The 25,471-nt window shown below is 69.9% G+C and carries 25 protein-coding genes; 17 read left to right on the forward strand and 8 right to left on the reverse strand.

Features of this window, described 5'->3' with window-relative positions; genetic code table 11:
• Positions 1–604: 604 nt before the first annotated feature.
• On the reverse strand, positions 605–2,260 hold the full coding sequence (locus ABZ803_RS31180) for an ABC-F family ATP-binding cassette domain-containing protein (protein ID WP_357044822.1): 1,656 nt from the start codon (positions 2,258–2,260) through the stop codon (positions 605–607).
• Positions 2,261–2,407: 147 nt separating this feature from the next.
• On the opposite strand from ABZ803_RS31180, the gene ABZ803_RS31185 reads away from it, so the two are divergent.
• The 5 genes from ABZ803_RS31185 to ABZ803_RS31205 all read left to right on the forward strand — a co-directional run bounded on the left by ABZ803_RS31185 (position 2,408) and on the right by ABZ803_RS31205 (position 5,719).
• Positions 2,408–2,599 (forward strand): PspC domain-containing protein, encoded by a 192-nt coding sequence (locus tag ABZ803_RS31185; RefSeq protein WP_040864950.1) that lies wholly within the window; start codon positions 2,408–2,410, stop codon positions 2,597–2,599.
• A gap of 95 nt (positions 2,600–2,694) precedes the next feature.
• Positions 2,695–3,003: a DUF6802 family protein gene (locus tag ABZ803_RS31190; RefSeq protein WP_063051496.1), complete on the forward strand. Its 309-nt coding sequence runs from the start codon at positions 2,695–2,697 to the stop codon at positions 3,001–3,003.
• 127 nt (positions 3,004–3,130) lie between these two features.
• Positions 3,131–3,442 (forward strand): hypothetical protein, encoded by a 312-nt coding sequence (locus ABZ803_RS31195; protein WP_357044825.1) that lies wholly within the window; start codon positions 3,131–3,133, stop codon positions 3,440–3,442.
• A 58-nt stretch (positions 3,443–3,500) separates the two neighbouring features.
• Complete coding sequence (locus ABZ803_RS31200) at positions 3,501–5,312, forward strand: hypothetical protein (protein WP_357044827.1); 1,812 nt, start codon at positions 3,501–3,503, stop codon at positions 5,310–5,312.
• 47 nt (positions 5,313–5,359) lie between these two features.
• On the forward strand, positions 5,360–5,719 hold the full coding sequence (locus ABZ803_RS31205) for a hypothetical protein (protein ID WP_357044829.1): 360 nt from the start codon (positions 5,360–5,362) through the stop codon (positions 5,717–5,719).
• 28 nt (positions 5,720–5,747) lie between these two features.
• Here the strand turns inward: ABZ803_RS31205 and ABZ803_RS31210 are convergent, their stop codons facing one another.
• A complete protein-coding gene (locus tag ABZ803_RS31210; protein WP_357044831.1) occupies positions 5,748–6,608 on the reverse strand; it encodes a hypothetical protein in 861 nt (286 codons plus the stop codon).
• A 36-nt stretch (positions 6,609–6,644) separates the two neighbouring features.
• On the opposite strand from ABZ803_RS31210, the gene glmS reads away from it, so the two are divergent.
• Positions 6,645–8,528 (forward strand): glutamine--fructose-6-phosphate transaminase (isomerizing), encoded by a 1,884-nt coding sequence (gene glmS, locus ABZ803_RS31215; RefSeq protein ID WP_357044832.1) that lies wholly within the window; start codon positions 6,645–6,647, stop codon positions 8,526–8,528.
• 49 nt (positions 8,529–8,577) lie between these two features.
• On the opposite strand, the gene ABZ803_RS31220 is transcribed toward glmS, so the two are convergent.
• Positions 8,578–9,765, reverse strand: a complete 1,188-nt coding sequence (locus ABZ803_RS31220) for an MFS transporter (RefSeq protein WP_357044834.1) — start codon at positions 9,763–9,765, stop codon at positions 8,578–8,580.
• Between the two features lie 140 nt (positions 9,766–9,905).
• Here ABZ803_RS31220 and ABZ803_RS31225 point away from each other — a divergent pair, with 140 nt between their 5' ends.
• Positions 9,906–10,397 carry a MarR family transcriptional regulator gene (locus ABZ803_RS31225; RefSeq protein WP_357044836.1) on the forward strand — a complete coding sequence of 164 codons (492 nt, stop codon included), beginning with the start codon at positions 9,906–9,908 and terminating at the stop codon, positions 10,395–10,397.
• A gap of 69 nt (positions 10,398–10,466) precedes the next feature.
• Here the strand turns inward: ABZ803_RS31225 and ABZ803_RS31230 are convergent, their stop codons facing one another.
• On the reverse strand, positions 10,467–10,898 hold the full coding sequence (locus ABZ803_RS31230) for a cupredoxin family copper-binding protein (protein WP_357044838.1): 432 nt from the start codon (positions 10,896–10,898) through the stop codon (positions 10,467–10,469).
• A gap of 42 nt (positions 10,899–10,940) precedes the next feature.
• Here ABZ803_RS31230 and ABZ803_RS31235 point away from each other — a divergent pair, with 42 nt between their 5' ends.
• The 7 genes from ABZ803_RS31235 (at position 10,941) to tsaD (ending at position 17,601) form a co-directional block, all read left to right on the forward strand.
• Positions 10,941–12,386 carry an NAD(P)H-hydrate dehydratase gene (locus tag ABZ803_RS31235; protein WP_357044840.1) on the forward strand — a complete coding sequence of 482 codons (1,446 nt, stop codon included), beginning with the start codon at positions 10,941–10,943 and terminating at the stop codon, positions 12,384–12,386.
• A gap of 257 nt (positions 12,387–12,643) precedes the next feature.
• Positions 12,644–13,759, forward strand: a complete 1,116-nt coding sequence (gene alr / locus ABZ803_RS31240; RefSeq protein WP_357044842.1) for an alanine racemase — start codon at positions 12,644–12,646, stop codon at positions 13,757–13,759.
• Between the two features lie 11 nt (positions 13,760–13,770).
• Positions 13,771–14,835: an alpha/beta hydrolase gene (locus ABZ803_RS31245; RefSeq protein WP_357044984.1), complete on the forward strand. Its 1,065-nt coding sequence runs from the start codon at positions 13,771–13,773 to the stop codon at positions 14,833–14,835.
• On the forward strand, positions 14,828–15,280 hold the full coding sequence (gene tsaE, locus ABZ803_RS31250; RefSeq protein WP_357044844.1) for a tRNA (adenosine(37)-N6)-threonylcarbamoyltransferase complex ATPase subunit type 1 TsaE: 453 nt from the start codon (positions 14,828–14,830) through the stop codon (positions 15,278–15,280). The genes ABZ803_RS31245 and tsaE overlap by 8 nt, the downstream gene beginning before the upstream one ends.
• 55 nt (positions 15,281–15,335) lie before the next feature.
• Positions 15,336–16,052 (forward strand): tRNA (adenosine(37)-N6)-threonylcarbamoyltransferase complex dimerization subunit type 1 TsaB, encoded by a 717-nt coding sequence (gene tsaB / locus ABZ803_RS31255; RefSeq protein WP_357044846.1) that lies wholly within the window; start codon positions 15,336–15,338, stop codon positions 16,050–16,052.
• A 5-nt stretch (positions 16,053–16,057) separates the two neighbouring features.
• Complete coding sequence (gene rimI, locus ABZ803_RS31260; RefSeq protein WP_357044847.1) at positions 16,058–16,561, forward strand: ribosomal protein S18-alanine N-acetyltransferase; 504 nt, start codon at positions 16,058–16,060, stop codon at positions 16,559–16,561.
• Positions 16,558–17,601, forward strand: a complete 1,044-nt coding sequence (gene tsaD, locus ABZ803_RS31265) for a tRNA (adenosine(37)-N6)-threonylcarbamoyltransferase complex transferase subunit TsaD (RefSeq protein ID WP_357044849.1) — start codon at positions 16,558–16,560, stop codon at positions 17,599–17,601. Before rimI ends, tsaD begins: the two co-directional genes overlap by 4 nt.
• A 180-nt stretch (positions 17,602–17,781) precedes the next feature.
• On the opposite strand, the gene ABZ803_RS31270 is transcribed toward tsaD, so the two are convergent.
• Positions 17,782–19,302, reverse strand: coding sequence for an Hsp70 family protein (locus ABZ803_RS31270; RefSeq protein WP_357044851.1), 1,521 nt, complete (start codon positions 19,300–19,302; stop codon positions 17,782–17,784).
• A 585-nt stretch (positions 19,303–19,887) separates the two neighbouring features.
• Between ABZ803_RS31270 and groES the strand changes: the two genes are divergently transcribed.
• On the forward strand, positions 19,888–20,190 hold the full coding sequence (groES, locus tag ABZ803_RS31275) for a co-chaperone GroES (RefSeq protein WP_028479292.1): 303 nt from the start codon (positions 19,888–19,890) through the stop codon (positions 20,188–20,190).
• A gap of 295 nt (positions 20,191–20,485) precedes the next feature.
• On the forward strand, positions 20,486–22,096 hold the full coding sequence (gene groL / locus ABZ803_RS31280; RefSeq protein WP_357044853.1) for a chaperonin GroEL: 1,611 nt from the start codon (positions 20,486–20,488) through the stop codon (positions 22,094–22,096).
• Positions 22,097–22,308: 212 nt separating this feature from the next.
• Here groL and ABZ803_RS31285 read toward each other — a convergent pair whose 3' ends face one another.
• The 3 genes from ABZ803_RS31285 to ABZ803_RS31295 all read right to left on the reverse strand — a co-directional run bounded on the left by ABZ803_RS31285 (position 22,309) and on the right by ABZ803_RS31295 (position 23,865).
• Positions 22,309–22,560 (reverse strand): hypothetical protein, encoded by a 252-nt coding sequence (locus ABZ803_RS31285; RefSeq protein ID WP_040864968.1) that lies wholly within the window; start codon positions 22,558–22,560, stop codon positions 22,309–22,311.
• A gap of 1 nt (position 22,561) precedes the next feature.
• Positions 22,562–23,137: a sigma-70 family RNA polymerase sigma factor gene (locus ABZ803_RS31290; protein ID WP_040864969.1), complete on the reverse strand. Its 576-nt coding sequence runs from the start codon at positions 23,135–23,137 to the stop codon at positions 22,562–22,564.
• Between the two features lie 434 nt (positions 23,138–23,571).
• Entirely contained in the window at positions 23,572–23,865 is a 294-nt protein-coding gene (locus ABZ803_RS31295) for a WhiB family transcriptional regulator (RefSeq protein ID WP_040865039.1), read from the reverse strand.
• 624 nt (positions 23,866–24,489) lie between these two features.
• Between ABZ803_RS31295 and ABZ803_RS31300 the strand changes: the two genes are divergently transcribed.
• Positions 24,490–25,371, forward strand: a complete 882-nt coding sequence (locus ABZ803_RS31300) for a hypothetical protein (RefSeq protein ID WP_357044855.1) — start codon at positions 24,490–24,492, stop codon at positions 25,369–25,371.
• Positions 25,372–25,471 lie beyond the last annotated feature (100 nt).

Below are 25,471 nucleotides of genomic sequence, written 5' to 3' on the forward strand. Positions count from 1 at the left end.
GCGACCGCCGCTGGCGACTTCGTCGCGGACGCGGCGGCCGCGCAAACGCGAGCCGGGCCGCGAACGGCGCATGCTCGGTCTCGCTTCGCTCGAAACCGGGAGTTGGGGTGCGCTGGGCGCGTCGGGGCGCGAGGTTTGGGCATCGTGCAGGCGGTTCGTTGTGGTCGGCGGTCGTCCTGTGACCGGTGATCAGTGGTGGACGCGGCGGACGTGAGCCGGTTCGCGGACGGCGGATGCTCGGTCTGGCTTCGCTCGGAACCGGGAGTTGGGGTGTGCTGGGCGCGTGGGGGCGTGAGTTTTGGACGTCGTGCACGCGGTTCGTTGTGGTGGGCGGCCGTCGGCCGGTGATCAGTCGTGGACGTGGCGGACGTGAGCCGGTTCGCGGACGGCGGATGCTCGGTCTGGCTTCGCTGGAAACCGGGAGTTGGGGTGTGCTGGGCGCGTGGGGGCGTGAGTTTTGGACGTCGTGCACGCGGTTCGTTGTGGTCGGCGGTCGTCCTGTGGACCGGTGACCAGGCGGGGACGTGGCGGCCGCGTGAATGTGAGCCGGGACGCGACCGGCGCGGTTCGGTGGGTGCTGCGTCGCGCCGAGGCGCGCTCGGGGTCAGACTTTCTCGGTGAGCGTGCCCGCGGTCATGTGCCAGCGGCGGGTCGCGCGGATGGTGTCCAGCATGCGGCGGTCGTGGGTGACGAGTATCAGTGTGCCGGTGAAGGATTCGACGGCCTGCTCCAGCTGTTCGATGGCGGGGAGGTCCAGGTGGTTGGTCGGCTCGTCCAGCACGAGCAGGTTCACCCCGCGGGCTTGGAGCAGGGCGAGGGCGGCGCGGGTGCGTTCGCCGGGAGAGAGGGTGTCGCACGGGCGCAGCACGTGCGGGCCGCGCAGGCCGAATTTCGCCAGCAGCGTGCGTGCCTCCGCCTCAGGCAGATCCGGCAGCTCGGTGCCGAATGTGTCGGCCAGCGCGGTGGTTCCGCGAAACAGCCCGCGCGCTTGGTCCACCTCGCCGATCTCCACGCCGGAGCCCAGGCTCGCGGTACCGCTGTCCGGCCGGAGCTTTCCCAGCAACAGCGCCAGCAAGGTGGACTTCCCGGAGCCGTTCGCCCCGGTGAGAACGATGCGATCCGCCCAGTCGACCTGGGTGGTGATCGGGCCCAGGGTGAAGTCGCCGCGGGTGACCTTCGCCCCGGACAGCGTCGCGACCACCGAGCCGCTGCGCGGGGCGGCGGCGATGCTCATGCGCAGGTCCCACTCCTTGCGTGGTTCCTCCACCACCTCGAGTCGTTCGATGCGGCGCTGGGTCTGCCTGGCTTTGGCGGCCTGTTTCTCGGTGGATTCGGCACGCATCTTGCGGCCCGCCTTGTCCGAGTCCATCTTCCTGGGGTCGCGCGCCTTGCGGCGTGCGTTGCGGACGCCGTGCTCGAGCCAGTTGCGCTGCATCTGCGCGCGGGACTCCAAGCCCGCTTTGGTATCGGCGTACTCCTCGTAGGCCTCGCGCGCGTGCTGCCGGGCGATCTCGCGCTCCATCAGATACGACTCGTAACCGCCGTCGTACAACCCGACCTGCTGCTGGGCGAGATCCAGCTCGACGACGCGATTCACGGTGCGCGCCAGGAACTCGCGGTCGTGACTGATCACCATCAGCGGGACGCGCACGCCCCCGACGAACTGCTCCAGCCGGGCCAGGCCGTCCAGGTCCAAGTCGTTGGTCGGCTCGTCCAGCAGCAGGATGTCGAAGCGCGACAGCAGCACCGAGGCCAGGCCGGCGCGGGCCGCCTGGCCACCGGACAGCCCGGTCATCGGCGTGTCGAGGCCGCCGGGCAGGCTTTCGGTGAGGCCGAGATCGGCGGCGACCTCGTGGGCGCGCTGGTCCAGGTCGGCTCCGCCGAGGGCAAGCCAGCGTTCCAGCGCGGGGGAGTACTCGTCCGGCCCGCCGTCGGCGAGGCGCTCGGCCGCGGCGTCCATCACCCGCTGTGCCTCGCCGACTCCGGTTCGGCGGGCGAGGAATTCCAGAACGGTCTCGCCGGGGATCCGCTGCGCCTCCTGGGCCAGGTAACCGACCGTCGCGTCCGGGGGACTGAGCGTGATGCTGCCGGTCGGCGCGCGCCGGTCGGCGAGCATGCGCAGCAGCGTCGACTTGCCCGCGCCGTTCACGCCGACCAGCCCGATCACGTCGCCCGGCGCGAGGGTCAGATCGAGGTCGGCGAACAGCGTGCGCTCGCCGTGACCGGCCGACAGGCCGCGGGCATGCAGAGTGGTGCTCACCAGCACGAGTCTGCCGTGCTCGGGGTCGCACCCTGAGGTCGGCCCCGGGAGAAATCAGGGTGGGAATCGGCCGCGGGGCCGATGGCGGGGCCCGCGGTGGCGGGCACAGTGGAGGTCGTAGCGATCACCGCACGAGAGGGAAGACCAATGACCGCCCCCACCCGCCGTTTCACCCGCTCCGCCCACGACAAGTGGATCGCAGGCGTCTGCGGTGGCATCGCCGAGTACCTCGGCTGGAACGCCAACGTCGTCCGGCTGCTGTTCGTGGTGTCGTGCCTGCTGCCCGGCCCGCAGTTCATCCTCTACCTGGTGCTGTGGCTGCTGATGCCGAAGAAGTGACCCAGGGGGCTGCGTCGAGCGCGCGAGGCTGTCAGGATGGAACGATGCCGCTTGTGCGGCACGCGCCACCGAACGAGTCCTGCTGAGGAGGAATCATGATCACCTCGAGCGAATTCCCCGGTCTGGATATACCCGGCATCGACGCGTCCTCGTCGCTCGGCGGACTGGGCGCCATCGAATTACAGCATCCGACCCAGGACATCGATGGCGACGGCAGTCTCGACACCATCACCACGACCGGTGACGAGGCGATGCAGGTCTGGACCGACTACGACCACGACGGCTTCGCCGACCACGTCACCGTGGTGGAGAAGGACGGCGACTACGCCGCATGGGAATTCCACCGCCACCCGGACGGCACCTCCGAGTGGGTTCGTACCGACCGGGGCAGAATCGGCAGCTGACCATCGCCGCGAAAGCGGAATTCGGGGGAACCGAGTGTCTGCGTGTTGCGTCGAAGGAAGTACGGCGGGACTCGGTGCGAACGAGATTCGCACCGGCGCAATGACACTACGAGGACGGAGGGGATTCGTGGGCGGGTCGGAAATGGTCGGCGTCCGCACGGGGGAACTCGGTGCGCTGGGCAGTGACTATCGGAGATCGGCGGACGCGGTCCGCGATCAGGCGAAGCGAGTCGCCGATCACCGGTTCGGCGCCGGTGACGAGGCGGGCCGGAACTATGCGCCGCAGGGCATCGCGGTGCAGCAAGGACTGGAGCGGATCAGCGCGTGGCTGCGGAACTGGAGCGACGCCACCACCGCCACCGCTGACGCGCTCGGGGCCGCCGTGGTGGCCTACGCCGAGACCGATCGGCAGCGTGCCTCCGAGACGAACAACACATGAGACCGCCGAATGATGCGTGCTCGCACCGGCGACACCACACATTCGAGGAGTCGGGATCATGACGGTCTCCTGGCAGGGCAAGGCGATCGACGCCCTCTTGGACGAGGGAAGCGCGGGGCTGCGGTACTGGATCGAGTTCATGCCGCTGTACGAGGCGGCGTTCGGCGGCAACGGGGGGCGCGGCGACCTGGGCAAGCTGCTGGCGATGTACGACGAGCAGCGCGGCACGCGGTTGGAGAAGCTGGAGCAGGCGGGCGAGGCGCTGAAAGTCGCTCTGGCGGAGGTCGATCGGCAATGGGACGTGCAGCAGGGACACACCCGTCGACTGCCCGAATTGTGGGAGGGAACCGCTGCCGCCGCCGCGCTCGACATGCTCGGCAAACAGTCGGTCCTGGCCGACGAGGACCGGCAGCATGCCCGGGCGGCCATGACGGTGATCGCCGATATGGCGAGTTCGCTGCGCTCGGCGGTGGCCGCGAAGGCGTTCGCCACCCGGGAGCTGCTGGAGGGCCCGGTGGGCGGCGGCAAAGTGGTGAAGATCGACGGTAAGACTCCGGACGACGTGAAAGTCATCGTCGCGGTGCACAATGCGCGGGAATGGATCGACGCCGAGCAGGTGCGCGACCTCGGCCGCATCTTCCCGGCACTCGCCGTGCCGGAGGACAAGATCAACGAAAGCGTGCTCGGTTTCATCAACTCCGACAGCAGGAATCTGCTCACGGGCGCGTACGGCGATCGGGTGCGCAGCGTCACCGACGAGTGGCTGACCAAGACCTTCAAACCGGACTTCGATCGGAAATTGGCGTCCTACGTCGACGTCTGCGCCGAGGTCGATCACCTGTTCAAGGACCAGTACAAGAACCTGACCGACGCGTTGGCGCAGGTCACCGAACGGGCCTACCCGCGGCCGGAAGGTGCGACGAATCCGCAGCCGGAAACACCGGTCAACCAGGACAAGCCCCAGGAAACGAATGCTCCCGGCACACCCGCTGCCACGGTCCCGGCGAGCACCACACCGAGTGATGTCCCCGCGTTGGCCACACCGGCCACGCCGAGCACCTCCGGTACACCGAGCACCCCCGGTACACCGAGCACCCCCGCTACGCCGAGCGCCCCGGTTACGCCCAGCACATCGGTTTCGCCCGCGCCCGGATTGCCGTCGCTGGACGGACTTGCCGCACTCAGCCAGGTGGCCCAGGAATTGTCCCCATTGGCAACCGGTCTCGGCCAGGCCGTGAACCAGGGACTGTCAGCCCTGAGTGGCCTCATCGAAAGCGGAGTGGACGACACGATCGAAAAACTCATGCAGAGCGTCGATCCGCAGACCACCGAAGCCGACGGCGAGAAAGACGAAGAGGGAAACGAGAATTCCGGGCCCGAGGCGGAGTTCGATATCGGTGGAAAGCATGTGAAGTTCGAGATGGGCCCGGACGGCCAGTTGCGGCTTCTCCTCTCCGATGCCACCGGCAAGGAACGGGAGTTCACCGTCGAGCTGAACGAGCAAGGCATACCGGTCATCTCCACAACCGAGCCGGAGGCGGAGAACGCGGAGCCCTCGGCACCGGATGCTCCGACGCCCGAGGCCGAGCAGGACGCGGATGCCGCGACGCCGGAGAACCAGAAGCAAGAGGAGGCTCCCGCGCCGGAGGCCCAGGAGAAAGAGAATGCGCCCGACTCGGCACCGGCGCCGGAAACCGACGACGGTCGGCTAGGTGTGCCGAGCGGAACCGCACCGGGCACCCGGCGCGAGGAGGACGGCGAACACTATCCGAAGCCGATGCCGGAACCGGACGCGCCGGTGGACACCGGCGCGGAACTCGCCGAAGCCGGGCCGCTGGACGCGGATTTCGCCGAGGCGGGCCCGTTGTGAGCCCGGCCGGGGCGAATCCGCACACCCGATGAGCGAGGAGGCGCAGCATGGTGAACTACGCCGAGGAAGCGAGGCAACTCGCCGCCGAGAACCAGCGCCGCATGTCGCTGCTGCTCGACGAGATCCAGGCGATCAACGAACAGACACAGGCGACCGGCCGAGAGCTCGCCGATCGCCTGACCGCCGACATGGACGAGTTCTGGACGACGCACGCCGACGAGCTGAGCGAGGCCGCCGCCGAGGCGGAGGCGCAGCAACGGCGGCAAGACGAGGCACGGGAGCAGCGTGCGGCCATCGCACGATCGATGGCCGCGCGCCGAGCCGGTCAGATGGTGACTCCGGTCGACGAGGAGGACGAGGAGGACGAGGAAGCCGCGTTCTACAGACGCAAGAGCTGGCTGATCTGACCGGGTACTCCGGCGACCGTGGGCCCTGCTACCGGCGCAGCAGGGCGGCGAGCTGGCCGACCTTGAGCTTCGGCGCCGCCTCTTCCTCTTGCGGCGCATCGGGGTCGACGACTGTGGTGTGCGGGATGACCTCTTCGAGGTCCGCGAAGGCGCGATAGGTCTTGTCGCCTGCGAGCGTGGCCAGCAGGTAACCGGCCAGCAGGGCGCGGGTGGTGCGGGCGGTCTTCGCTTCGTGCTTGCCCGCGCCCACGGCGGCGAGCATGCGCCTGCCCTCGATGATGCCGTTGTGCGAGGCCTTGTCGATGGCGCGCAGGATCGTGGGGCCGCCCCACGCGGTGGCCAGCGGGATGGCGTTGGAACTCACCGAGGTGATGTCGGTCGCGCCGGCCAGGATCAACGCCGGAATGTCCAGTTCGAGCGCGACGGCTTCGGCAGCGGGCGCCGTCGGCGCGGGGAACAGCGCCACGACGGTGGCGACGTCGCGCCGCCCCGCGGCGATGACGGCCGCGCCCGCGCCCATGCCGTGCCCGGCCAGGGCGAGGCGCTCCGGATGCACGCTGATCTCGCCGTCACCGAGTCGCACGCCGGTGCAGATGTCGAGCGTGGTGAGCAAATCGGCGGCCAGCCCCAGATGTGACGGAATCGGCCCGCGCTCGGTGTCGGGAGCGGCCGCCACGATGCCCCAGGAAGCGAGGTGTTCGAGCAGGGTGCGGTAGTGGGCGACCCCGGTCAGCCAGCCGTGCCCGAACGCGACGGCAGGTAGATTCCGCCCTGCCTCGGGGGTGAACACCACCCCCGGCTGGCCGGCGACGGCCAGGTTGCCACGCAACACGCGGTGCGGGCCGCGGCTGGTCAGGGTGCTCATTAGCGATTTCACAGACGCCGACACGACGTGAACGTTATCCGATAAGTAGTGTGGTGAGCCATGTGCGGAATCGTGGGGTACGTCGGGTACCGAGACGCGCTCGGCGTCGTCGTTGACGCGTTGCGCCGCATGGAATATCGCGGTTACGACTCTTCGGGTGTGGCGATCCTGGACGGCGCGGGCGCGCTGGCGGTGGAGCGCAAGGCCGGTCGCCTGGCGAATCTGGAGGCCCAGCTCTCCGAAACCGGCATCGATCGTTTCGTGGGCACCACGGGCATCGGGCACACCCGCTGGGCCACGCACGGTGCGCCGACCGACCGCAACGCGCACCCGCACCGGGACGACAGCGGCAAGGTCGCCGTGGTGCACAACGGCATCATCGAGAACTTCGCTCCGCTGCGGCGCGAGCTGGAGGACGCCGGGGTCGAGCTGCGCAGCGACACCGACACCGAGGTCGCCGTGCACCTGGTGGCCCGCGCGTACGCCGACGGCCCGACCGCCGGTGATTTCGCGGCCAGCGCGCTGTCGGTGCTGCGCCGGCTGGAGGGTGCGTTCACCCTGGTCTTCACGCACGCCGACCACCCGGACACGATCGTGGCCGCGCGTCGCTCCACGCCGCTGGTGGTGGGCGTCGGCAAGGGTGAGATGTTCATCGCCTCCGACGTCACGGCGTTCATCGAGCACACCCGCGAGGCGGTCGAGCTCGGCCAGGACCAAGCCGTCGTGATCACCGCGGACAGCTACCGGGTCACCGATTTCGCGGGCGAGGACGCGCGTGCGCGCACCCGCCCGTTCACGATCGACTGGGACCTGGCGGCCGCCGAGAAGGGCGGCCACGACTACTTCATGCTCAAGGAGATCGAGGAGCAGCCCGCCGCGGTCGCGGACACCCTGATGGGGCATTTCAGCACCGATCGCGACGGCGGGGGCCGCATCGTGCTGGACGAGCAGCGCCTCGCCGACCAGGAGCTCCGCGATTTCGACAAGGTGTTCGTCGTCGCCTGCGGCAGCGCATATCACTCCGGCCTGCTGGCGAAGTACGCCATCGAGCATTGGACTCGCCTGCCCGTCGAAGTCGAGCTGGCCAGCGAGTTCCGCTACCGCGATCCGGTGCTGGACCGCTCGACGCTGGTGGTGGCGATCTCCCAGTCCGGCGAGACCGCCGACACGCTGGAGGCGGTGCGTCACGCGAAAGAGCAGAAGGCCCGCGTCCTCGCGATCTGCAATACGAACGGCGCGCAGATTCCCCGCGAGTCCGACGCGGTCCTCTACACCAGGGCCGGGCCGGAGATCGGCGTCGCCTCCACCAAGGCGTTCCTGGCCCAGGTGACCGCGAACTACCTGGTCGGGCTGGCCTTGGCGCAGGCGCGCGGCACCAAGTACCCGGACGAGGTGGCCCGCGAGTTCGCCGAACTCGAGGCGATGCCGAAGTTGGTGGAACGCGTGCTGGAGACGGCGCCGCAGGTGCGGACCATCGCGCGGGAACTGGCCCAGGTGCCGACCGTGCTGTTCCTTGGACGTCACGTCGGCTACCCGGTGGCATTGGAGGGCGCGCTCAAGCTCAAAGAGCTGGCCTACATGCACGCCGAGGGATTCGCGGCGGGTGAGCTCAAGCACGGCCCGATCGCGCTGATCGAGGACGGCCTCCCGGTGATCGTGGTGATGCCGTCGCCGAAGGGGCGCGCGGTGCTGCACTCGAAGCTGCTGAGCAACATCCGGGAGATCCAGGCGCGTGGCGCGCGCACCATCGTGATCGCGGAGGAAGGCGACGACACGGTGCGCCCGTTCGCCGACGACCTCATCGAGATCCCCAGCGCGCCGACGCTGTTCCAGCCGCTGTTGTCGACGGTCCCGCTGCAGATCTTCGCCGCCGAGGTGGCGCAGGCGCGCGGCTACGACGTCGACAAGCCACGTAACTTGGCAAAGTCCGTCACTGTGGAATAGCTCGGTGGCCGCGCACTGTCGAGTGCGCGGCCACTGCTCGCCGTGTCGGCTATGCCCGCACGGCGACCAAGGGTTCCTCCGGGACGGTGGGCGCAGTGCGGCGCTCGAGGTATCCGGACACGACGGCGAGAACCAGCGCGACCAGGACCAATCCGACGCCGACCCAGTTGGGGGCGGTGTAGCCGAAACCGGCGGCGATCACCACGCCACCGAGCCAGGCCGACACCGCGTTGCCGAGATTGAACGCGCCGATGTTGACCGCGGAGGCCAGGGTCGGCGCGCCCGCCGCCTGATCGAGGACGCGTTTCTGCAGCGGTGGGACGGTCGCGAATCCGAGGGCGCCGATCAGTACGACCGTGACGGCGGCGGCGACCTTGTCGTGGGCGGTGACGGTGAACAGCGCGAGAACGATCGCGAGGCCGCCGAGGGTGATGTACAGCATCGGCATCAGGTGGCGGTCGGCGAACTTGCCGCCGATCAGATTGCCCGCGAAGAAGCCGAGGCCGAACAGCACGAGCAGCCAGGTGACCGAGCTCTCCGCGTAACCGGTCACATCGGTCATCATGGGCGCCAGGTAGGTGATCGCGGCGAACACTCCGCCGAAGCCGAGCACCGTCATCGCCATCGCCAGCAGCACCTGGGGATTGCGGAACACCGCCAGTTCGGTGCGTAGCCGGGCGTTCGCGGCGGCGGGCTGCTGCGGCACCAGCGCCGCGACGCCGAGCAAGCCGATCAGCCCGATCAGCGCGACGAACAAGAAGGTCAGCCGCCAACCGAAATGCTGTCCGAGCAGCGTGCCCAGCGGCACACCGACCACGGTGGCGACGGTGAGCCCGGTGAACATGATCGCGATGGCGCCGGCGCGCCGGTCGGCGCTGACCAGGGTTCCGGCGACCACCGCGCCGATTCCGAAGAACGCGCCGTGGGCGAGCGAGGCAACGATCCGCCCGGTGAGCATCAGCGCGAAAGTCGGTGCGGCGGCGGACACGATGTTGCCGAGGACGAGCAGCGCGAGCATTCCGAGCAGCATGCGTTTGCGCGAAACCCGGGTGCCGAGGCCGGTCATCAGCGGCGCACCCGCCACGACACCGAGCGCGTATCCGGTGACCAGCAGACCGGCGGTGGGGATGGACACCGCGTAGCTGTCGGCGATGTCGGGCAGCAGGCCGACGACGACGAATTCCGTCGTTCCGATGCCGAATGCCCCGAGGGTCAGGGCGAGAAGGGCGAGGGGCATGGGGGAGCCTCCACATGATGTTGCGTCAGATCCTTACAGGCGTCGACAATAATTGCAGGCGCGCTTTAATTGCAAGCGCGGGCTATTGTGAAGTCTGGCTATCCTGGAAGCCTGATCCCCTGACGCCGAAGGAAACGCCGATGACCGCGGAAGCCGCTCTGACCGGCCTCGCCGATGGTTGGTACGCACTCTCGCTGCTGCACGACCGGATCGAGGCGCACATCGAGCGAGCCCTGCAATCCGGCCATGACCTGAGCGTTCGCGAATACTCACTGCTGGTCGTCCTGAGCCGTCAGCACGACGGGCCGGGCGGGCACCTGCGGATGAACCAGGTCGCCGAAGCCGTGGTGCTGAGCCAGAGCGCCACCACCCGGCTGGTTTCCCGGCTCGAGGATCGCGGCCTACTCCAGCGATACCTCTGCCCGGACGACCGCCGCGGCATCTACACCGACGTGACCGCGGCGGGCTTGGACCTGCTCGAACAGGCCCGGCCCACGCACGACACCGCCCTCGCCGGCGCTCTCGGTCAAGCGGCCGCCAACCCCGAACTCGCGCCGCTGGTGGCCGCGGTCGAGGCGCTGAACACCAGTTCCGCGCGTGGGGCCCGGCCCCGGGACTACCGCCCGGTGTGAGCCGGAGGCCATTCACGTACCGAGTTCAGCCCGCCGGTGCCCGAATCCGGTGCGCTGCGCGCCCGCGGGTTATTCGACGGTGACGGTCCCGCGCATCTCCGGGTGCAGCGAGCAGAGGTAGCGGTAGGCGCCGGGCGCGGTGAAGGTGTAGCTCCACTCGCCTTTGTCGATGATCGGGCTGTTGATGCCCATCGCCTTGTCACCGATGCCCTGCACGGTGTGCGGCAGCTTGTCGCCGAATTTCCAGGTGACCGTGTCGCCGACCTTGACGGTGACCTCGGCGGGGGAGAATTTCATGTCGTCCACCGCGACGGTGGCGGCGGCGGGCTTGCGCTCACCGGTCTGCTGAGCGGTGGTGGTGGCCGGCCGAGCCGGTTTCCTCGTGGTGGTGGCGGCCGAACCGGATTCGTCACCGCCGCAGCCGGACAGCAGCAGCGCGCCGGCCAGGGCGACTCCCGTGACGACGCGGACGGTCCCGTTGCGGCGGCGAACGCTTGGCATGATGGCCAAGCGTAGTAGGCCACACCGACGGAGGGAGCGGCGATGTCCACGCAGCGGGGCTATTTCACCGTAGACGAGGTGCGCGCGGCGGAGGCCGAGCTGTTCACCCGGGTGCCGGACGGCGTGCCCATGCGGCGCGCGGCGCACGGCCTGGCCACGGTGGTGGCGGGGGAACTGCGGGAGCGTACCGGCGGTGTCGCGGGAAGGGCGGTGACCCTGCTGATCGGATCCGGCGACAACGGCGGCGACGCGCTCTGGGCCGGAGCGCAGTTGCGCCGTCGCGGTGTCGCCGTCACCGCGGTCCTGCTCGACCCGGAGCGGGCGCACCGCGAAGGGCTTGCGGCGCTGCGCAAAGCCGGTGGTCGAGTGGCCGACGACACCGGCGACCCGGACCTGGTGATCGACGGCATCGTCGGCATATCCGGTCGCGGCCCGTTGCGGCCGCGTGCCGCGGAAATCGTTGCGGCGCTGAAGGCTCCGATCGTCGCGGCCGACCTGCCCAGCGGCGTCGCCCCGGATACCGGGGCGATCGACGGCCCCGCCGTCCGCGCCGCCGTCACGGTCGCCTTCGGCGCGTACAAACCGGTGCACGCCCTCGCCGCGCCGCAGTGTGGCCGAATCGAATTGATTCCTATCGGCTTACGTCTTCCGGAAGCGGGTCTCGTCGCACTGGAACCCGCGTCGATCGGCGCCGCGTGGCCGGTGCCCGGCCCGGCCGACGACAAGTACACGCAAGGCGTGACCGGTGTCTGCGCGGGCAGCGCGACGTATCCGGGCGCCGCGGTGCTGTGCGCGGGTGCTGCCGTCGCCGCGACGTCGGGCATGGTGCGGTATGCGGGAACCGCGGCGGCCGAGGTGTTGCACCACTTTCCCGAAGTGATCGCCACCCAGCAGTTCGCCGCCACCGGTCGCGTCCAGTCCTGGGTCTTCGGTCCCGGCGCGGGCACCGACGACGACGCCGGGCAACGCCTTCGCGAGATCCTGGCCACCGATCTTCCGGTGGTGATCGACGCCGACGGACTGACCCTGCTGGCCGCCGCGCCGGAACTGGTGCGCGATCGCGCGGCCCCCACCGTCCTGACCCCGCACGCGGGCGAGTTCGCCCGCCTCACCGGGAACGAGGTCGGCCCGGACCGGGTCGGCGCGGTGCGCGGCCTCGCCGATTCCTGGCAGGTCACGGTGCTGTTGAAGGGCCGCGCCACGCTGGTCGCCGCCCCGGGCCGTCCCGTGCTGGTCAACGAAGCGGGCGGCTCGTGGGCGGCCACCGCGGGCGCGGGCGACGTGCTCTCGGGCATCATCGGGACGCTGTTGGCGGCAGGCCGAGACCCCGCCTGGTCGGCCGCCGCGGCAGCCCGGGTACACGCGTTGGCCGCCAACCTGGCCGCCCACGAGCACGCGCCCGCCGCAACCCCCATCTCGGCAAGCGTCCTGGCCGCGCACGTCCGGCCCGCGATCGGCGTCCTGCGCGGCCTCGCCCGCCCCCTCTGAGCCGCGCCGTCGTCGGTGATCGGTGTCATTCATGGCGCCGATCACAGGAGACGACCGGCGCGTCAACCGAGTGGAACAGGAACCGAGCGCGCCCATAGACTCGACCGGAACCAACGCAACGACTGATCTCGAGAGCACATGGGTAACTCGCCGGGTACGCCCAGAACCCAGGTGGCACCGGACGCGGGACCTGAACGCGAATCCTGTACCACCCGGCCGGTACGGCCTGAATCCCCGGAGAGGCGGAACGGACTGCCGTGAATGCGCAAGTCGAAACGGTCATCGACCTGGACGCCATCGCCCACAACGTGCGAATCCTGCGCGAACACGCGGGCGACGCGGCGGTGATGGCAGTGGTGAAGGCCGACGGCTACAACCACGGCGCGGTCGAGGTCGGCCGGGCCGCGCTGGCCGCGGGCGCGGCGGAACTGGGTGTGACGACGGTGGCCGAGGCGGTGCAGTTGCGTGCGGCCGGTATCACCGCGCCCATCCTGTGCTGGCTGCACAGCGCGGACACCGACTTCGCGGCCGCGGTGGCCGCCGACGTCGAGATCGGAGTGTCCTCGCAGGCCCATCTGCGGGCGGTCGAGGCCGCGGTCCGCGGCACCGGCCGTCCGGCGACGGTGACGCTGAAGGTGGACACCGGCCTGAACCGCAACGGTGTGTCGCCGGCCGAATACGCGGAGGTCCTGACCGCGCTGCGCGCGCTGGTCGACGAGCAGGCGGTGCGCTTCCGCGCGATCTTCTCCCATCTCGCGCACGCCGACGAACCCGGGCACCCCAACAACGACGTGCAACGCGCCCGGTTCCTGGACGCGATCGCCACCGCCAAGGAGCACGGCCTGGAGCCGGAGCTGGTGCACATCGCCAACTCCGCGGCCACCCTCACCCGACCGGACCTGGCCTTCGACCTGGTCCGGCCCGGCATCGCCATGTACGGCCTTTCCCCGATCCCGGACGACGATTTCGGCTTGCGGCCCGCGATGACGTTCCAGGCCCGGGTGGTCCTGGTCAAGCGGGTGCCCGCAGGCGAAGGCGTCTCCTACGGGCACCAGTGGATCGCGCCGCACGACACCACCGTCGCGCTGATACCCGCCGGTTACGCCGACGGCGTGTTCCGCCCGCTGAGCGGACGATTCGACGTCTGGCTGGGCGGGGCACCGCGCAGGAACGTGGGGCGGGTGTGCATGGACCAGTTCGTCGTCGACCTCGGCGACAACGCGGCGGGCGTCCAGGAAGGCGATACCGCGATCCTCTTCGGTGCGCGACCGCATGCCCAGGACTGGGCGGATCTGCTCGGCACCATCCACTACGAAGTGGTGTGCTCGCCGCGCGGCAGGGTCACCCGCCGCTACACCGGTGCCGTGCGGTGAGCCGCTTCCGGATGACCCCGCTGCGCGGCGGGCTGGCCACGGTGGGTGTCGTCGGTGCGCTGGCCGGCGCCCATGCCCTTCGGCGCGCCGGTGCGCGGGTGCTGTGGCCCGCCCGGGGCGACGACTACCGCGACGAGAATTTCGGGCTGATCGATGCCGACCGCGCCGGAACGGTGCTCGCCGACGACGGTGTGCCCCTGGCCACGCGGACCTGCGGTCCCGACGACGCGCCGGTGACGGTGATCTTCGTGCACGGCTTCTGCAACAGCATGGCGTCTTTCCACTTTCAGCGGCGTGACCTGGAAAAGCGGTGGGGCGCACGCATTCGCATGGTGCTGTTCGACCTGCGCGGGCACGGTCGTTCCGGCGTGCCGAGCGCCGCGAGCTGTACCGTCGCCCAGCTCGGCTGTGATCTCGCCGCCGTCCTGCGCGCGACCGCTCCGGCCGGTCCGGTGGTACTGGTCGGCCATTCGCTGGGTGGGATGGCGATCCTGGCCGCGGCCGCGCGATTCCCGGACCTGTTCGCGGCCAGGGTGATCGGGATCGCACTGCTGTCGACCACTGCCGCCGGTGTGACCGCGGCGGGTGTCGGGCAGCTGTTGCGCAATCCCGCGATCGACGGCTTCCGGCTGGCCGTGCACACCGCGCCCGCCCTGGTGCAGGCGGGCCGCGTCACCGCGCGGCACGTGATCACCCCGATCCTGCACGTCAGCTCGTTCCACGGCCCGGTCAGCCCCACGCTGTCGCGCTTCACGACGCTGATGATCGACCAGACGCCGATGGAGACCATCGTGAAGTTCCTCCAGGCGATCGAGGTGCACGACGAGTCGGCGGCGCTACCCGCGCTGGCGGGCACACCGGCCCTGGTGCTCGGCGGCGGGCGCGACCTGGTGATCCCGTTCCGCAATTCGCGTGCCCTGGCCGCCGCGCTGCCTGGCAGCGAGCTCATCCGGCTGGAAGGCGCGGCGCACATGCCGCATATGCAGTACCCCGACATCGTCAACGCCGCGCTGGATCGATTGCTGGTGCGCGCGGGCGCGGTCGATCCGTCGGGCTCGGAGGTGGCCGGTGGCTGAACCACGGCAGCGAATCCTGCCCACCGTCGCCGACACCGAGGCGCTCGGCCGGGAACTGGCCGCGGATCTGCGCGCCGGTGATCTGGTGGTGCTCGACGGTCCGCTCGGCGCGGGCAAGACCGCGCTCACCCGTGGCATCGCCGCGGGGCTCGGCGTGCAGGGCCGGGTCAGCTCGCCGACGTTCATCATCGCCCGCCAGCACCGCGCCGGGCAGCGCGAGGACGGACCGGCGGTGCCCCTGGTGCATGTGGACGCCTACCGGCTCGGCGGCGACCTCGACGAGTTGGACGCCCTGGACCTGGACACCGATCTGCATCAGGCGGTGGTGGTGGTGGAGTGGGGCCGCGGCGTGGTGGAGCACCTCGCGGAGCGGCACCTGCGCGTGCTGCTGTCGCGCGAGCCGGATTCGGATGTGCGCACCGCCATCTGGGAATGGGTGGGTTAGCTCTCAGGTAGCTCTGCGTCGGTGCCTCCTACCACCCGGTATCGTTGGCCCAATCATGCTTGTACTAGCCGTCGACACCGCGACACCCGCCGTCACAGCGGGACTGGTGGACCTGGAGCGGGGCGCCGGCGCGGCGGACCCCGTCCGGGCGCGCACCATCGCCTACCGGGTGCGGGTCGACCCCCGCGCCCACGCCGAGGTGCTCACCCCGCAGATCCTCGAATGCCTCACCGAGGCAGGTCGTTCCAGGACCGACATCGACGCGATCGTCGTCGGCGTCGGGCCGGGTCCGTTCACCGGCCTGCGCGTCGGCATGGCCACCGCGGCCGCGTTCGGTGACGCGCTCGGCATCCCGGTGTACGGCGTGTGCAGCCTCGACGCGATCGCCGCCGACGCGGCCGTCGACCCCGCCGTGCCACCCCCGGTCGAGCTTCCGCCCGAGGCCGAACTGCTCGTGGTGACCGACGCGCGGCGGCGCGAGGTGTACTGGGCGCGGTACCGGGAGGGCGCGCGCGTGGCCGGACCCGAGGTGTGCAAGCCCTCGGAATTGGACGAGGGTCAGGCCACGGCAATCGCCGGATCCGCCTCGCACGTCGACTTCTTCGATCTTCCTGTGCTCCCCGCCGAAACGCCCTCGCCCGCTGGTTTGGTGCGCGTGGCCGCCCCCGAGCTGCTGTCGCGCGGCGTGCCGGAGCCGCTGGTTCCGCTGTACCTGCGCAGGCCGGACGCGGTCGAGAACGCCTACCGCCGACTCGACCGGACGGGAGCGTGAGGCTGATGGCGTTCCGGATCGAGCCGATGGTGGCCGCCGACATCACACGCTGCGTGGAACTGGAGCAGTTGCTGTTCCCGGAGGACGACCCGTGGGCCGCCGTGGCGTTCCAGTCCGAGCTGGCCGGTCGGCACAACCGCTACATCACCGCGCGCGACGAGGACGGGCGAATGGTCGGCTACGCGGGTATCGCCCTGCTGGGTGACGCCGAACACCCCGAGGCCGAGGTGCACACCATCGGTGTCGATCCCCGCTGCCATCGCGCCGGGGTCGGCACACTCCTGCTGGAGGCGCTGCTCGCCGAGGCGGGCAGGCGTGGTGGACCGGTGTTCCTTGAGGTCCGCACCGACAACGCGCCCGCGATCGCGCTGTACGCCAAGCACGGCTTCCACATCATCGGATTGCGCAAGAACTACTACCATCCCAGTGGCGCGGACGCGTACACGATGCGTAGACCCGCGCTGACCAGCGAGGATCGCTGGCGGACACCGGACGAGGTGCTGTCGTGATCATCATGGGCATCGAAAGCTCCTGCGACGAAACCGGAGTCGGCATCGTCCGCAGAAACCCCGACGGGACCTGCGAATTGCTCGCCGACGAGGTCGCCTCCAGCGTCGACCAGCACGCGCGCTTCGGCGGCGTCGTCCCGGAGATCGCCTCGCGCGCACATCTCGAGGCGATCGTGCCCGCCATGCGGCGCGCGCTGTCGGCGGCGGGTATCGCGAAACCGGACGCGCTGGCGGTGACCATCGGCCCGGGCTTGGCCGGTGCGCTGCTGGTCGGCGTCGCCGCCGCGAAAGCGTATGCGGCGGCGTGGGATGTGCCCTTCTACGCGCTGAACCATCTCGGCGGGCACGTCGCGGTGGACACCCTGGAACACGGGCCGATGCCGCCGTGCGTCGCGCTGCTGGTGTCGGGCGGGCACACCCACCTGCTGCACGTCACGGATCTGTCCGAGCCGATCGTGGAGCTGGGCAGCACCGTCGACGACGCGGCGGGCGAGGCGTTCGACAAGGTGGCGCGCCTGCTCGGGCTCGGTTTCCCCGGCGGTCCCGCGCTGGACGCCGCCGCGGCGACCGGTGATCCGCGCGCCATCGCGTTTCCCCGTGGCATGACCGGGCCGCGCGACCCGCGCTACGACTTCTCCTTCTCGGGCCTCAAGACCGCGGTGGCCCGGTACGTGGAGGCGGCGCAGCGCGACGGCGTGGCCGCGGACGATCTGCCGATCCCTGATATCGCGGCGTCGTTCCAGGAGTCGGTCGCGGATGTGCTCACCATGAAAGCGATTCGGGCGGCTCAGGATGTCGGGGTCGGCACGCTGGTGCTCGGCGGCGGAGCCACGGCCAACTCGCGCATCCGTTCGATGGCCGAAGAGCGCTGTACTGCGGCAAGTTTGACGCTGCGGGTGCCCAAGCCCCGGCTGTGCACGGACAACGGCGTGATGATCGCCGCGCTCGGCGCACATGTCATCGCGGGTGGCGCGGCCCCTTCGCCGCTGACGGTGGCCACCGACCCCGGCCTGCCGGTGTCGGTCAGTATGGTTCGCTGACCTGCTCGTACTCGGTGGCCGGCCGGATCGTGGCCGACGGGTTCCGCTGCGATCCCCGGGACAGCTCGGCGGGGCCGATACCGGCACACGGATGCCGTCCACGGGCTCGATGGACAGTGCCTCGATGATGTCGGTCGACGGACGACCGGAGACGAGCGGCCGGGCTGACCACGGTGGAGCTCAGTTCGGTGTCAGCAGTCCCGGATCGGACGAGGACCCCGAATCGCCCCGGGGCGGCAACGGCAGGCTCGACCACGCGGGCGCCTGGGCCGGACTCGTGCCGGGCGTCGTCGCGCTGGGCGCCACGGGCCCGAAGGTCCGGCTCGCCTGCGGCGAACTGCCCGGCGCGGCATTCGGATTGCCGAACAGCGGACCGAGCAGTTCGGGGAACGGAATCGGCGGAAGGTTCGGATCCGGGCGCAGCGTGGGCTGCGTGGGCGGAATCACCTGCGTGGCCGTCGCACCGCCGGTGCTGCTCCGCGGCCCGTGTTCCGTGGTGGTCGGCGCGGCGCCGGTGCTGTCCGGCGTGCGGTCGTGCGTACCGGCCGCCGCGGTCGGGAGCGGTGCGGATGTCGGGTTCGGCAGCTGGGAAGCGCTGCTCGTGGTGCCGGCGGGGGAGACCTCGTCGTCCGCGGTGGGGGAGAACGTCTTGACCCCGTATCCGACGATCAGCCCGACGACCACGATCGCACCGGCCAGGGTGCCGAACACCTTGGTGACCGTGCCCGCGGGCGCGTCGCCGCCGAGCGCGCCGACGGGGAACACCGAGGGCTGCACCGAATCGGCGACCAGGGCCGCGCCTTTCGCGGTCACCGCCTCCGGGTCCGGCACGGTGAACACCGGGACGTCCAGCGCGGCGGTGAGGGTGTCGAGCACGGCGGGGATGTTGGCGCCGCCGCCGATGACCGCGACCGCCTGCGGTTGCCGGGGCGACCGGGCGAACGCCGTCGTGACGAAGCGGGTGAGATCGCGCAGCAGGTCGGCGATCAACTCTTCGAAGTCGGCCCTGGTCAGCTTCAGCGGACGCCCGGCGACGTGGTCGATGGTGACCGCGGGCGCGATGGACAGGTGCTCCTTCGCGGCGCGGCCCCGGTTGGTGAGCATGCCGCGGTTCGGGCGGGTACCGCGCCTGGCGAAGTGCATGTCCACCAGATGCTGGTAGATGAGGTCATCGATCGCCTTGCCGCTGACGGTCGCGGTGCGATCGGAACGGAGCAGGGAACCCTCGGCCCGGTCGGCGACGGTGACGCTGAGCCCCGAGGCGCCGAGATCGATGATGGCGACGGTGTCGTAACGGTCCAGCAGGCCGGTGTGCCGCAGGTAGGTCAGCGCGGCGGTGCCCTCCGGGATCAGCCGCAGCTCACGCTGTTTGCCGGTGGCCGAGCGGATGATCTGCGCCTGCTCCTTGGTGCGGTAGGCGACCGCGACGCTGGTGGGCGGCTGACCGGTCATCGGCTCGAAATCGCGTGGGCCACCCGCGAACCGGCCGACCGGGCGGATGATCTCGCGCGGCGGCTGCGTGGTCGGCAGCTGCGTGGTCATCAACTCGATCGAGGACGCCACCAGGTCGCCGAGATCGGAATGGGCCGCGTCGGCGGAGACGACGCGGTAATCGAAGCTCTGCATGCCGTTCGGCGCGGTGGAGACCAACGCCGAGCACACGACCTCGGCCCCGGCCGAGATGCCGAGGGATGTTCGCATGTTCACCTCCCTTCGAGCGGATGGTCATGGTGTCGCCGACCATCTCGAATCAACTGCCGGACCGCGGTATGGATGACGCGCGACCCGGACCGGGAAACGAACCGGCCCCTCGTCCGGGTGGGTCGCGGGGACCGGCCATGGATCACGTGTGTCTTGCTCTCTGGTGAAGCTGGTGGTGCAACGATCGTGCTGCGGCGCTGCGAGTCTCGGCGACGCTGTGGTACCCCTGGGTCGCCGCGCCGCCGCCTGTTCGGCGACGAACCGGCGGCCGGACCGCAGCCGTCGTCAATAGTGTCACAATCCGTTATCCGAACGTTACTGTTTTCCCGAACTTATCGCCAAGCCCGCAGCGTCTCGGGCGCGCCGCGGCAAAGTTGGCACCGCCCAGCCTTGAGCGCTGGCACTCTCATGTATAGAGTGCTAGTCGGCACTGTGTGTAGTGCTTGTGCCAGCAGCTTGACCACTGGGCAGGGGTCCCGGCACCCGCGACGACGGGGCTATGCGCAGGGTCAGCATCGTGACCAACCGACGCGTCCGGAACAACGGTTCCGGACGACCGAATCCCCTGAAAGTGGAGGGCTCAACGTGGCGAGCGTGAACATCAAGCCGCTCGAGGACAAGATCCTCGTCCAGGCCAACGAGGCCGAGACGACGACGGCCTCCGGCCTGGTCATCCCCGACACGGCGAAGGAAAAGCCGCAAGAGGGCACCGTTGTCGCCGTCGGTCCCGGCCGGTGGGACGACGAGGGCGAGAAGCGCATCCCGCTGGATGTCCAGGAGGGTGACACCGTCATCTACAGCAAGTACGGCGGCACCGAGATCAAGTACCAGGGCGAGGAGTACCTCATCCTGTCGGCGCGCGACGTGCTGGCCGTCGTCACCAAGTAGCCGATCGGGCACGTATGCGTTCCGCCCCGGTGTCTCTTGACCCGGGGCGGAACGCGTTCGGCGCCGACACCCCGGCACTTGAAACACGCGGTGCGAGCGACGGGCCCGTAGGCGGCAGCCTGCGTAACCACGGAGGGCCCCGGGAGCACCGCCCATCGGACACAGCGGTGCGAGCGACGGGCCCGTAGGCGGCAGCCTGCGTAACCACGGAGGGCCCCGGGAGCACCGCCCATCGGACACGCGGTGCGAGCGATGGGCTCCGGAGCGCCGCAATCCACTACAGGAGCGAATTCCCATGGCAAAGCAGATCGAGTTCGACGAGAAGGCTCGCCGGGCTCTGGAACGCGGCGTCGACAAGCTCGCCGACGCGGTCAAGGTCACCCTGGGCCCGCGCGGACGGCACGTCGTGCTCGCGAAGTCCTTCGGCGGCCCGACCGTCACCAACGACGGCGTCACCATCGCGCGCGAAATCGAGCTCGAGGACCCGTTCGAGAACCTCGGCGCGCAGCTGGTCAAGAGCGTCGCCACCAAGACCAACGATGTCGCGGGCGACGGCACCACCACCGCCACCGTGCTGGCCCAGGCGCTGGTTCGCGCCGGGCTGAAGAATGTTGCTGCGGGCGCGAACCCGATCGCGGTCGGCTCCGGCATCGCCAAGGCCGCCGACGCGGTCTCCGAGGCGCTGCTCGCGCTGGCCACCCCGGTCTCCGGTGAGCAGGCCATCGCGCAGGTCGCGACGGTGTCCTCGCGCGACGAGGAGATCGGCGAGATGGTCGGCAAGGCGCTGACCACCGTCGGCAAGGACGGCGTCGTCACCGTCGAGGAGTCCTCGACGCTGCAGACCGAACTGGTCGTCACCGAGGGCGTGCAGTTCGACAAGGGTTACCTGTCGCCGTACTTCATCACCGATCCCGACAGCCAGCAGGCCGTCCTGGAGGACGTGTTCGTCCTGCTGCACCGCGAGAAGATCAGCTCGCTGCCGGACTTCCTGCCGCTGCTGGAGAAGATCGCGGAGAGCGCCAAGCCCGTCCTGATCATCGCCGAGGACGTGGAGGGCGAGGCGCTGTCGACCCTGGTGGTCAACGCCATTCGCAAGACGATCAAGGCCGTCGCGGTGAAGGCGCCGTTCTTCGGCGACCGCCGCAAGGCGTTCCTCGACGACCTGGCCGTGGTCACCGGTGGCACCGTGGTGAACCCGGATCTGGGCATCACGCTGCGCGAGGCGGGCCTTGACGTGCTCGGCAAAGTGCGTCGCGTCGTGGTGACCAAGGACGACACCACGATCATCGACGGCGCCGGTTCCGCGGCGGACGTGGAGGCGCGTGTCGCGCAGCTGCGCCGCGAGATCGAGTCCACCGATTCCGACTGGGACCGTGAGAAGCTCGAGGAGCGGCTGGCCAAGCTGGCCGGTGGCGTCGCGGTGATCAAGGTCGGTGCGGCCACCGAGACCGCGCTCAAGGAGCGCAAGTACCGCGTCGAGGACGCGGTGAGCGCCGCCAAGGCCGCCGTGGAGGAGGGCATCGTGCCCGGTGGCGGCACCGCGCTGGTGCAGGCCGCGAGCAAGCTCGTCGAGCTGCGCGACTCGCTGTCCGGTGACGAAGCCGTCGGCGTCGAGGTGGTCCGCACCGCGCTGCGGGCGCCGCTGTACTGGATCGCCACCAACGCGGGCGTGGACGGCGCGGTGGTGGTCAGCAAGGTGGCCGAGGGCAAGGAGGGCTTCAACGCCGCCACGCTCACCTACGGCGACCTGCTCACCGACGGCGTCGTCGACCCGGTGAAAGTGACCCGGTCGGCCGTCGTGAACGCGGCGTCGGTCGCGCGCATGGTGCTCACCACCGAGAGCGCCGTGGTCGACAAGCCCGCCGAGGAGCAGAACGAGCACGGCCACCACGGCCACTCGCACTGAACCGGCCGTCGGGCAGGACAACCGGCAAGGCCCCCGAACCGCGCGGTTCGGGGGCCTTGCCGGTTCTTGCGGCACGGGACGCGACTACCGGTGATACCGAGGAGGTTCCGAAGCTCGACACGCTGTCTGCCGCGGGACCGGAAAGGTCGGCGGATGGTCCGGACCGTCAGGCCCGTACGCGTGGAGCGGGAATGCCTGGCGCGACGCCGGGTTCAGCTGGCGACCGGCGGCTGTTCTGCGGCGATGGCCGCGAGTAGGCGAGCACGCAGGGCGGGCGGCGGAGCGGCCGCCGTGGCGGTGGCGAGAGCGGAGAGCGCTTCTTTGGTGTCTCTGACTTCCCGGATGAACTCCGCGCGTAGCACGGGGTCCTCGCTGTCGAACAGTTCCTGCACCTCTTGATGGTCTTCGTCGTCGATCGATCCGAGCGCGACGGTGTGCGCGAGATCGATCTGGCGTTCGTTCATCTCACGTCACCCCCAAACTTTTCTTCAGTCGTGTCAATCCGTCCCGAATCCGGGACTTAACCGTAGGTAACCCTACGTCGAGGTAGGTGGCTACCTCCGCATAGGTGCGCCCACCGTAGTAGGCGAGCGAGATCGCTTCCCGCTGGGTTTCGGTGAGTGTGGCGAGACCGGCCAGGACGGCCTGTTGGTCGAGCCTGCGCTCGACCTCTTCGGTGACCTCGTCGAATTCGTTGCCGAGCACCCGTATCCCGTAGGCGACCTCGCGCTGGGTGTGGGCCTGTTCGGCGCGGACACGGTCGACGGCGCGCCGGTGGGCGAGCGTCATCAACCACGTCACCGCGGAACCCTTCGCCGGGTCGAAGCTCGATGCCATCCGCCAGATCTGCAGATAGACCTCCTGTGTGGTCTCCTCCGCGTATCCAGGATCGTGCAGAACGCGCAACACCAGACCGAAGACGCGCGCGCACGTCCGGTCGTACAGTTCGGCGAATGCTTCCTGGTCGGCTCGGCCGCACCGATGCAGAAGCGCGGCGAGCTCGATACTTTCGGCTGCGCGTGCCGTAACCGCAGAATCCACCGTGGGTGGGAAGGCTTCTCTTCGGAACGAGTCGCCCTCTGCGGCTGGCGGCCGCGTTGTCACAACGCTCCATTCTGTGTCATCGGTCACTACCGTAGCGTGCCGCTATGACCTCCCTTCCGGTGGGGTGCCCACAAGCCCGGCGCGGAACCGGCGCCGCGTTGCGAAAAGCGCCGACACGCCGGATATCTCGGGAGGAGACACGCCGTGACACGCCGAGCACTGTCGCACCGTGCCGGAAACGGCCGAGCCACGGTTCCCGGCCTTCACTCGGCGGCCGGCCGATCGATGGTGACGATCGGAACCCACGCGCCGACCTCCGGCGCTGAGCCGATCACCGTGTCGCGTGAGCGGCTCGACCGGAGCATGTTGCAGTGGCCCGTTGTTTGCTAGGAATTCGACGCCCGGTGGCGTGTGGATGGGAGGGGATTGAGTCAGACGGCCATGCGGCGGCGGTTGCGCCGGGCGTGCATCTCGCGCTCGGTCTCCGACATGCCACCCCAGATGCCATAGGGCTCGCTGACTTTCAGCGCGTGGGTGCGGCATTGCATGAGCACCGGGCAGGTACGGCAGATCTCCTTGGCGCGCATCTCGCGCGCGGTGCGGGCTCGGCCACGCTCGCCATCGGGATGGAAGAACACCGCGGAATCCTGCCCGCGGCACGATCCTCGCATCTGCCAATCCCAGACATCGGCGTTGGGTCCCGGGAGGTGGGTCGGCATGGGCATGGTGAACTCCTCGTGGTGCGAGCTCGTCAGCGTTGTCGAGCAGTTGTCCTGCAACAGTTGTGGGCCACGACGCCGTGTCGGCGAAGGTGCCCGGGCTCGCCCTTCGCGGTCGCTGCAATTTCGCGCGGCGCCGTCTGTGGCGATGAGCTACGTTAGGTCCAGCCGCGAAATTCCGTCAATAGTTCGGCGCAGCACTTTTCCAAATCTCGCGCTGTGAAATTTAACCTCCGAACTGTTTACTTTTTGCGTTGGTTCCGGCGATACTGTTCGGTTGGCCGGAGGCTCGTGGTATCCGCATGTGTCGTGGGCGATCAGATTTGCGCAGGTAGGACCGCTTTTTGCGGTGATGAGCCGCTTCGGAGCGGATGGTGCGCGCATGACGGCGGCCGCTCCGGCGGCCGAGGGGGTTCGGACCCGCGGATCCGAAGATGGCGGAAACGGGGCGGGCAGGTTAATTACGCGAAACGCGCATGAATTCCCGGCGCGGCCGCTCGGCGATTGCCAGGGCTAGATTTACCTAATGGAAACATCGGCTCGGCGGCGGAAATGCCGGGTGCCGGCCGGTTCGTGGTCGCTCACCTTTCGTCGTCCCGGCCCGCGTGCCGCGCAGGATAGAGTGCGCCCGTGTTCGCGCCCGCTCCGCTCGGAGATCCTCACGTCGCGGTCCTCGCCGAGGCCGCCTTCGGCGCCGATCCGGGGCGCGCTGCCGCCGAGTTGCCGCCCGCCTCGGACGCACTCGGCGGGTGGTATCGCGCGGTGGTCCTCGGCGGCCAGGGACGCTATGCCGCGGCGCGTGCCGAATTGCGAAGGGTATGCAACCACAGCACCGACCCCGTCCTCCTCTCACTGGCGGGAAGTACCGAGGGCTCTTTTCTGCGCCAGCTCGGCAGGCACGAGCGCGCGGCGGCGTTCGACGGGCGGGCCGCCGCGCTGATCCTCACCACCGGCGCTCGGGCGGAAGCCGGCTCCGGGGGTTCTTCGGAGGAGGCGGGCGGTTACCGTCCCAGCCGCGCCGACGCGATCTGTGACGCGCTCACCGGGCTCGCCGCCGACGCGCTCGGCACCGGGCGGCTCGCGCTGGCCGATCGGCTGCTGCGGCGTAGCGCGGCGGCGGCACGGCAGTACGGGGCCGGTTGGCGTCCGGCGATCCGCCTGGGCTGGGTGTCCGCCGAAACCGCCCTGGCAGCAGGTGATTTCGAGACGGCCGCGGCGCACGCGGCGACCGCGCTCGAGCTGGCCGACCGATCCCCGTCGGTGCGGCACCAGGTCAAGTCACGCCTGCTGGTCGCCGCGGCCGACGCGGCCCGCGACGCACGCGGACGATCCGGTGTTTCCGCCGAGGACGTCGCCGAGCAGTGCCGCGCACACGGACTGCTGCCGTTGCGCTGGGCTTGTGCCATGCTCCGCGCCGGTTCCGGCGCACCGGATGCGGCGGCCGAGGCGGCCGAGTGCGCCGCGGTCATCGCCCGTGCCGGCGGAGTGTTGCGCCCGCTGGGTGGCGGCTAGGTGATCACGGAGTCCACCGTGTTGCCAAGTTCCGGCCATCGGGTCGCTATTGTTAGATCCGTTCCGCCCCTTCGGTGGAAGCACTGGTCGTCACCGGACC

Source organism: Nocardia sp. NPDC047648 (assembly GCF_040642815.1).
GTDB classification, from domain to species: domain Bacteria; phylum Actinomycetota; class Actinomycetes; order Mycobacteriales; family Mycobacteriaceae; genus Nocardia; species Nocardia gamkensis.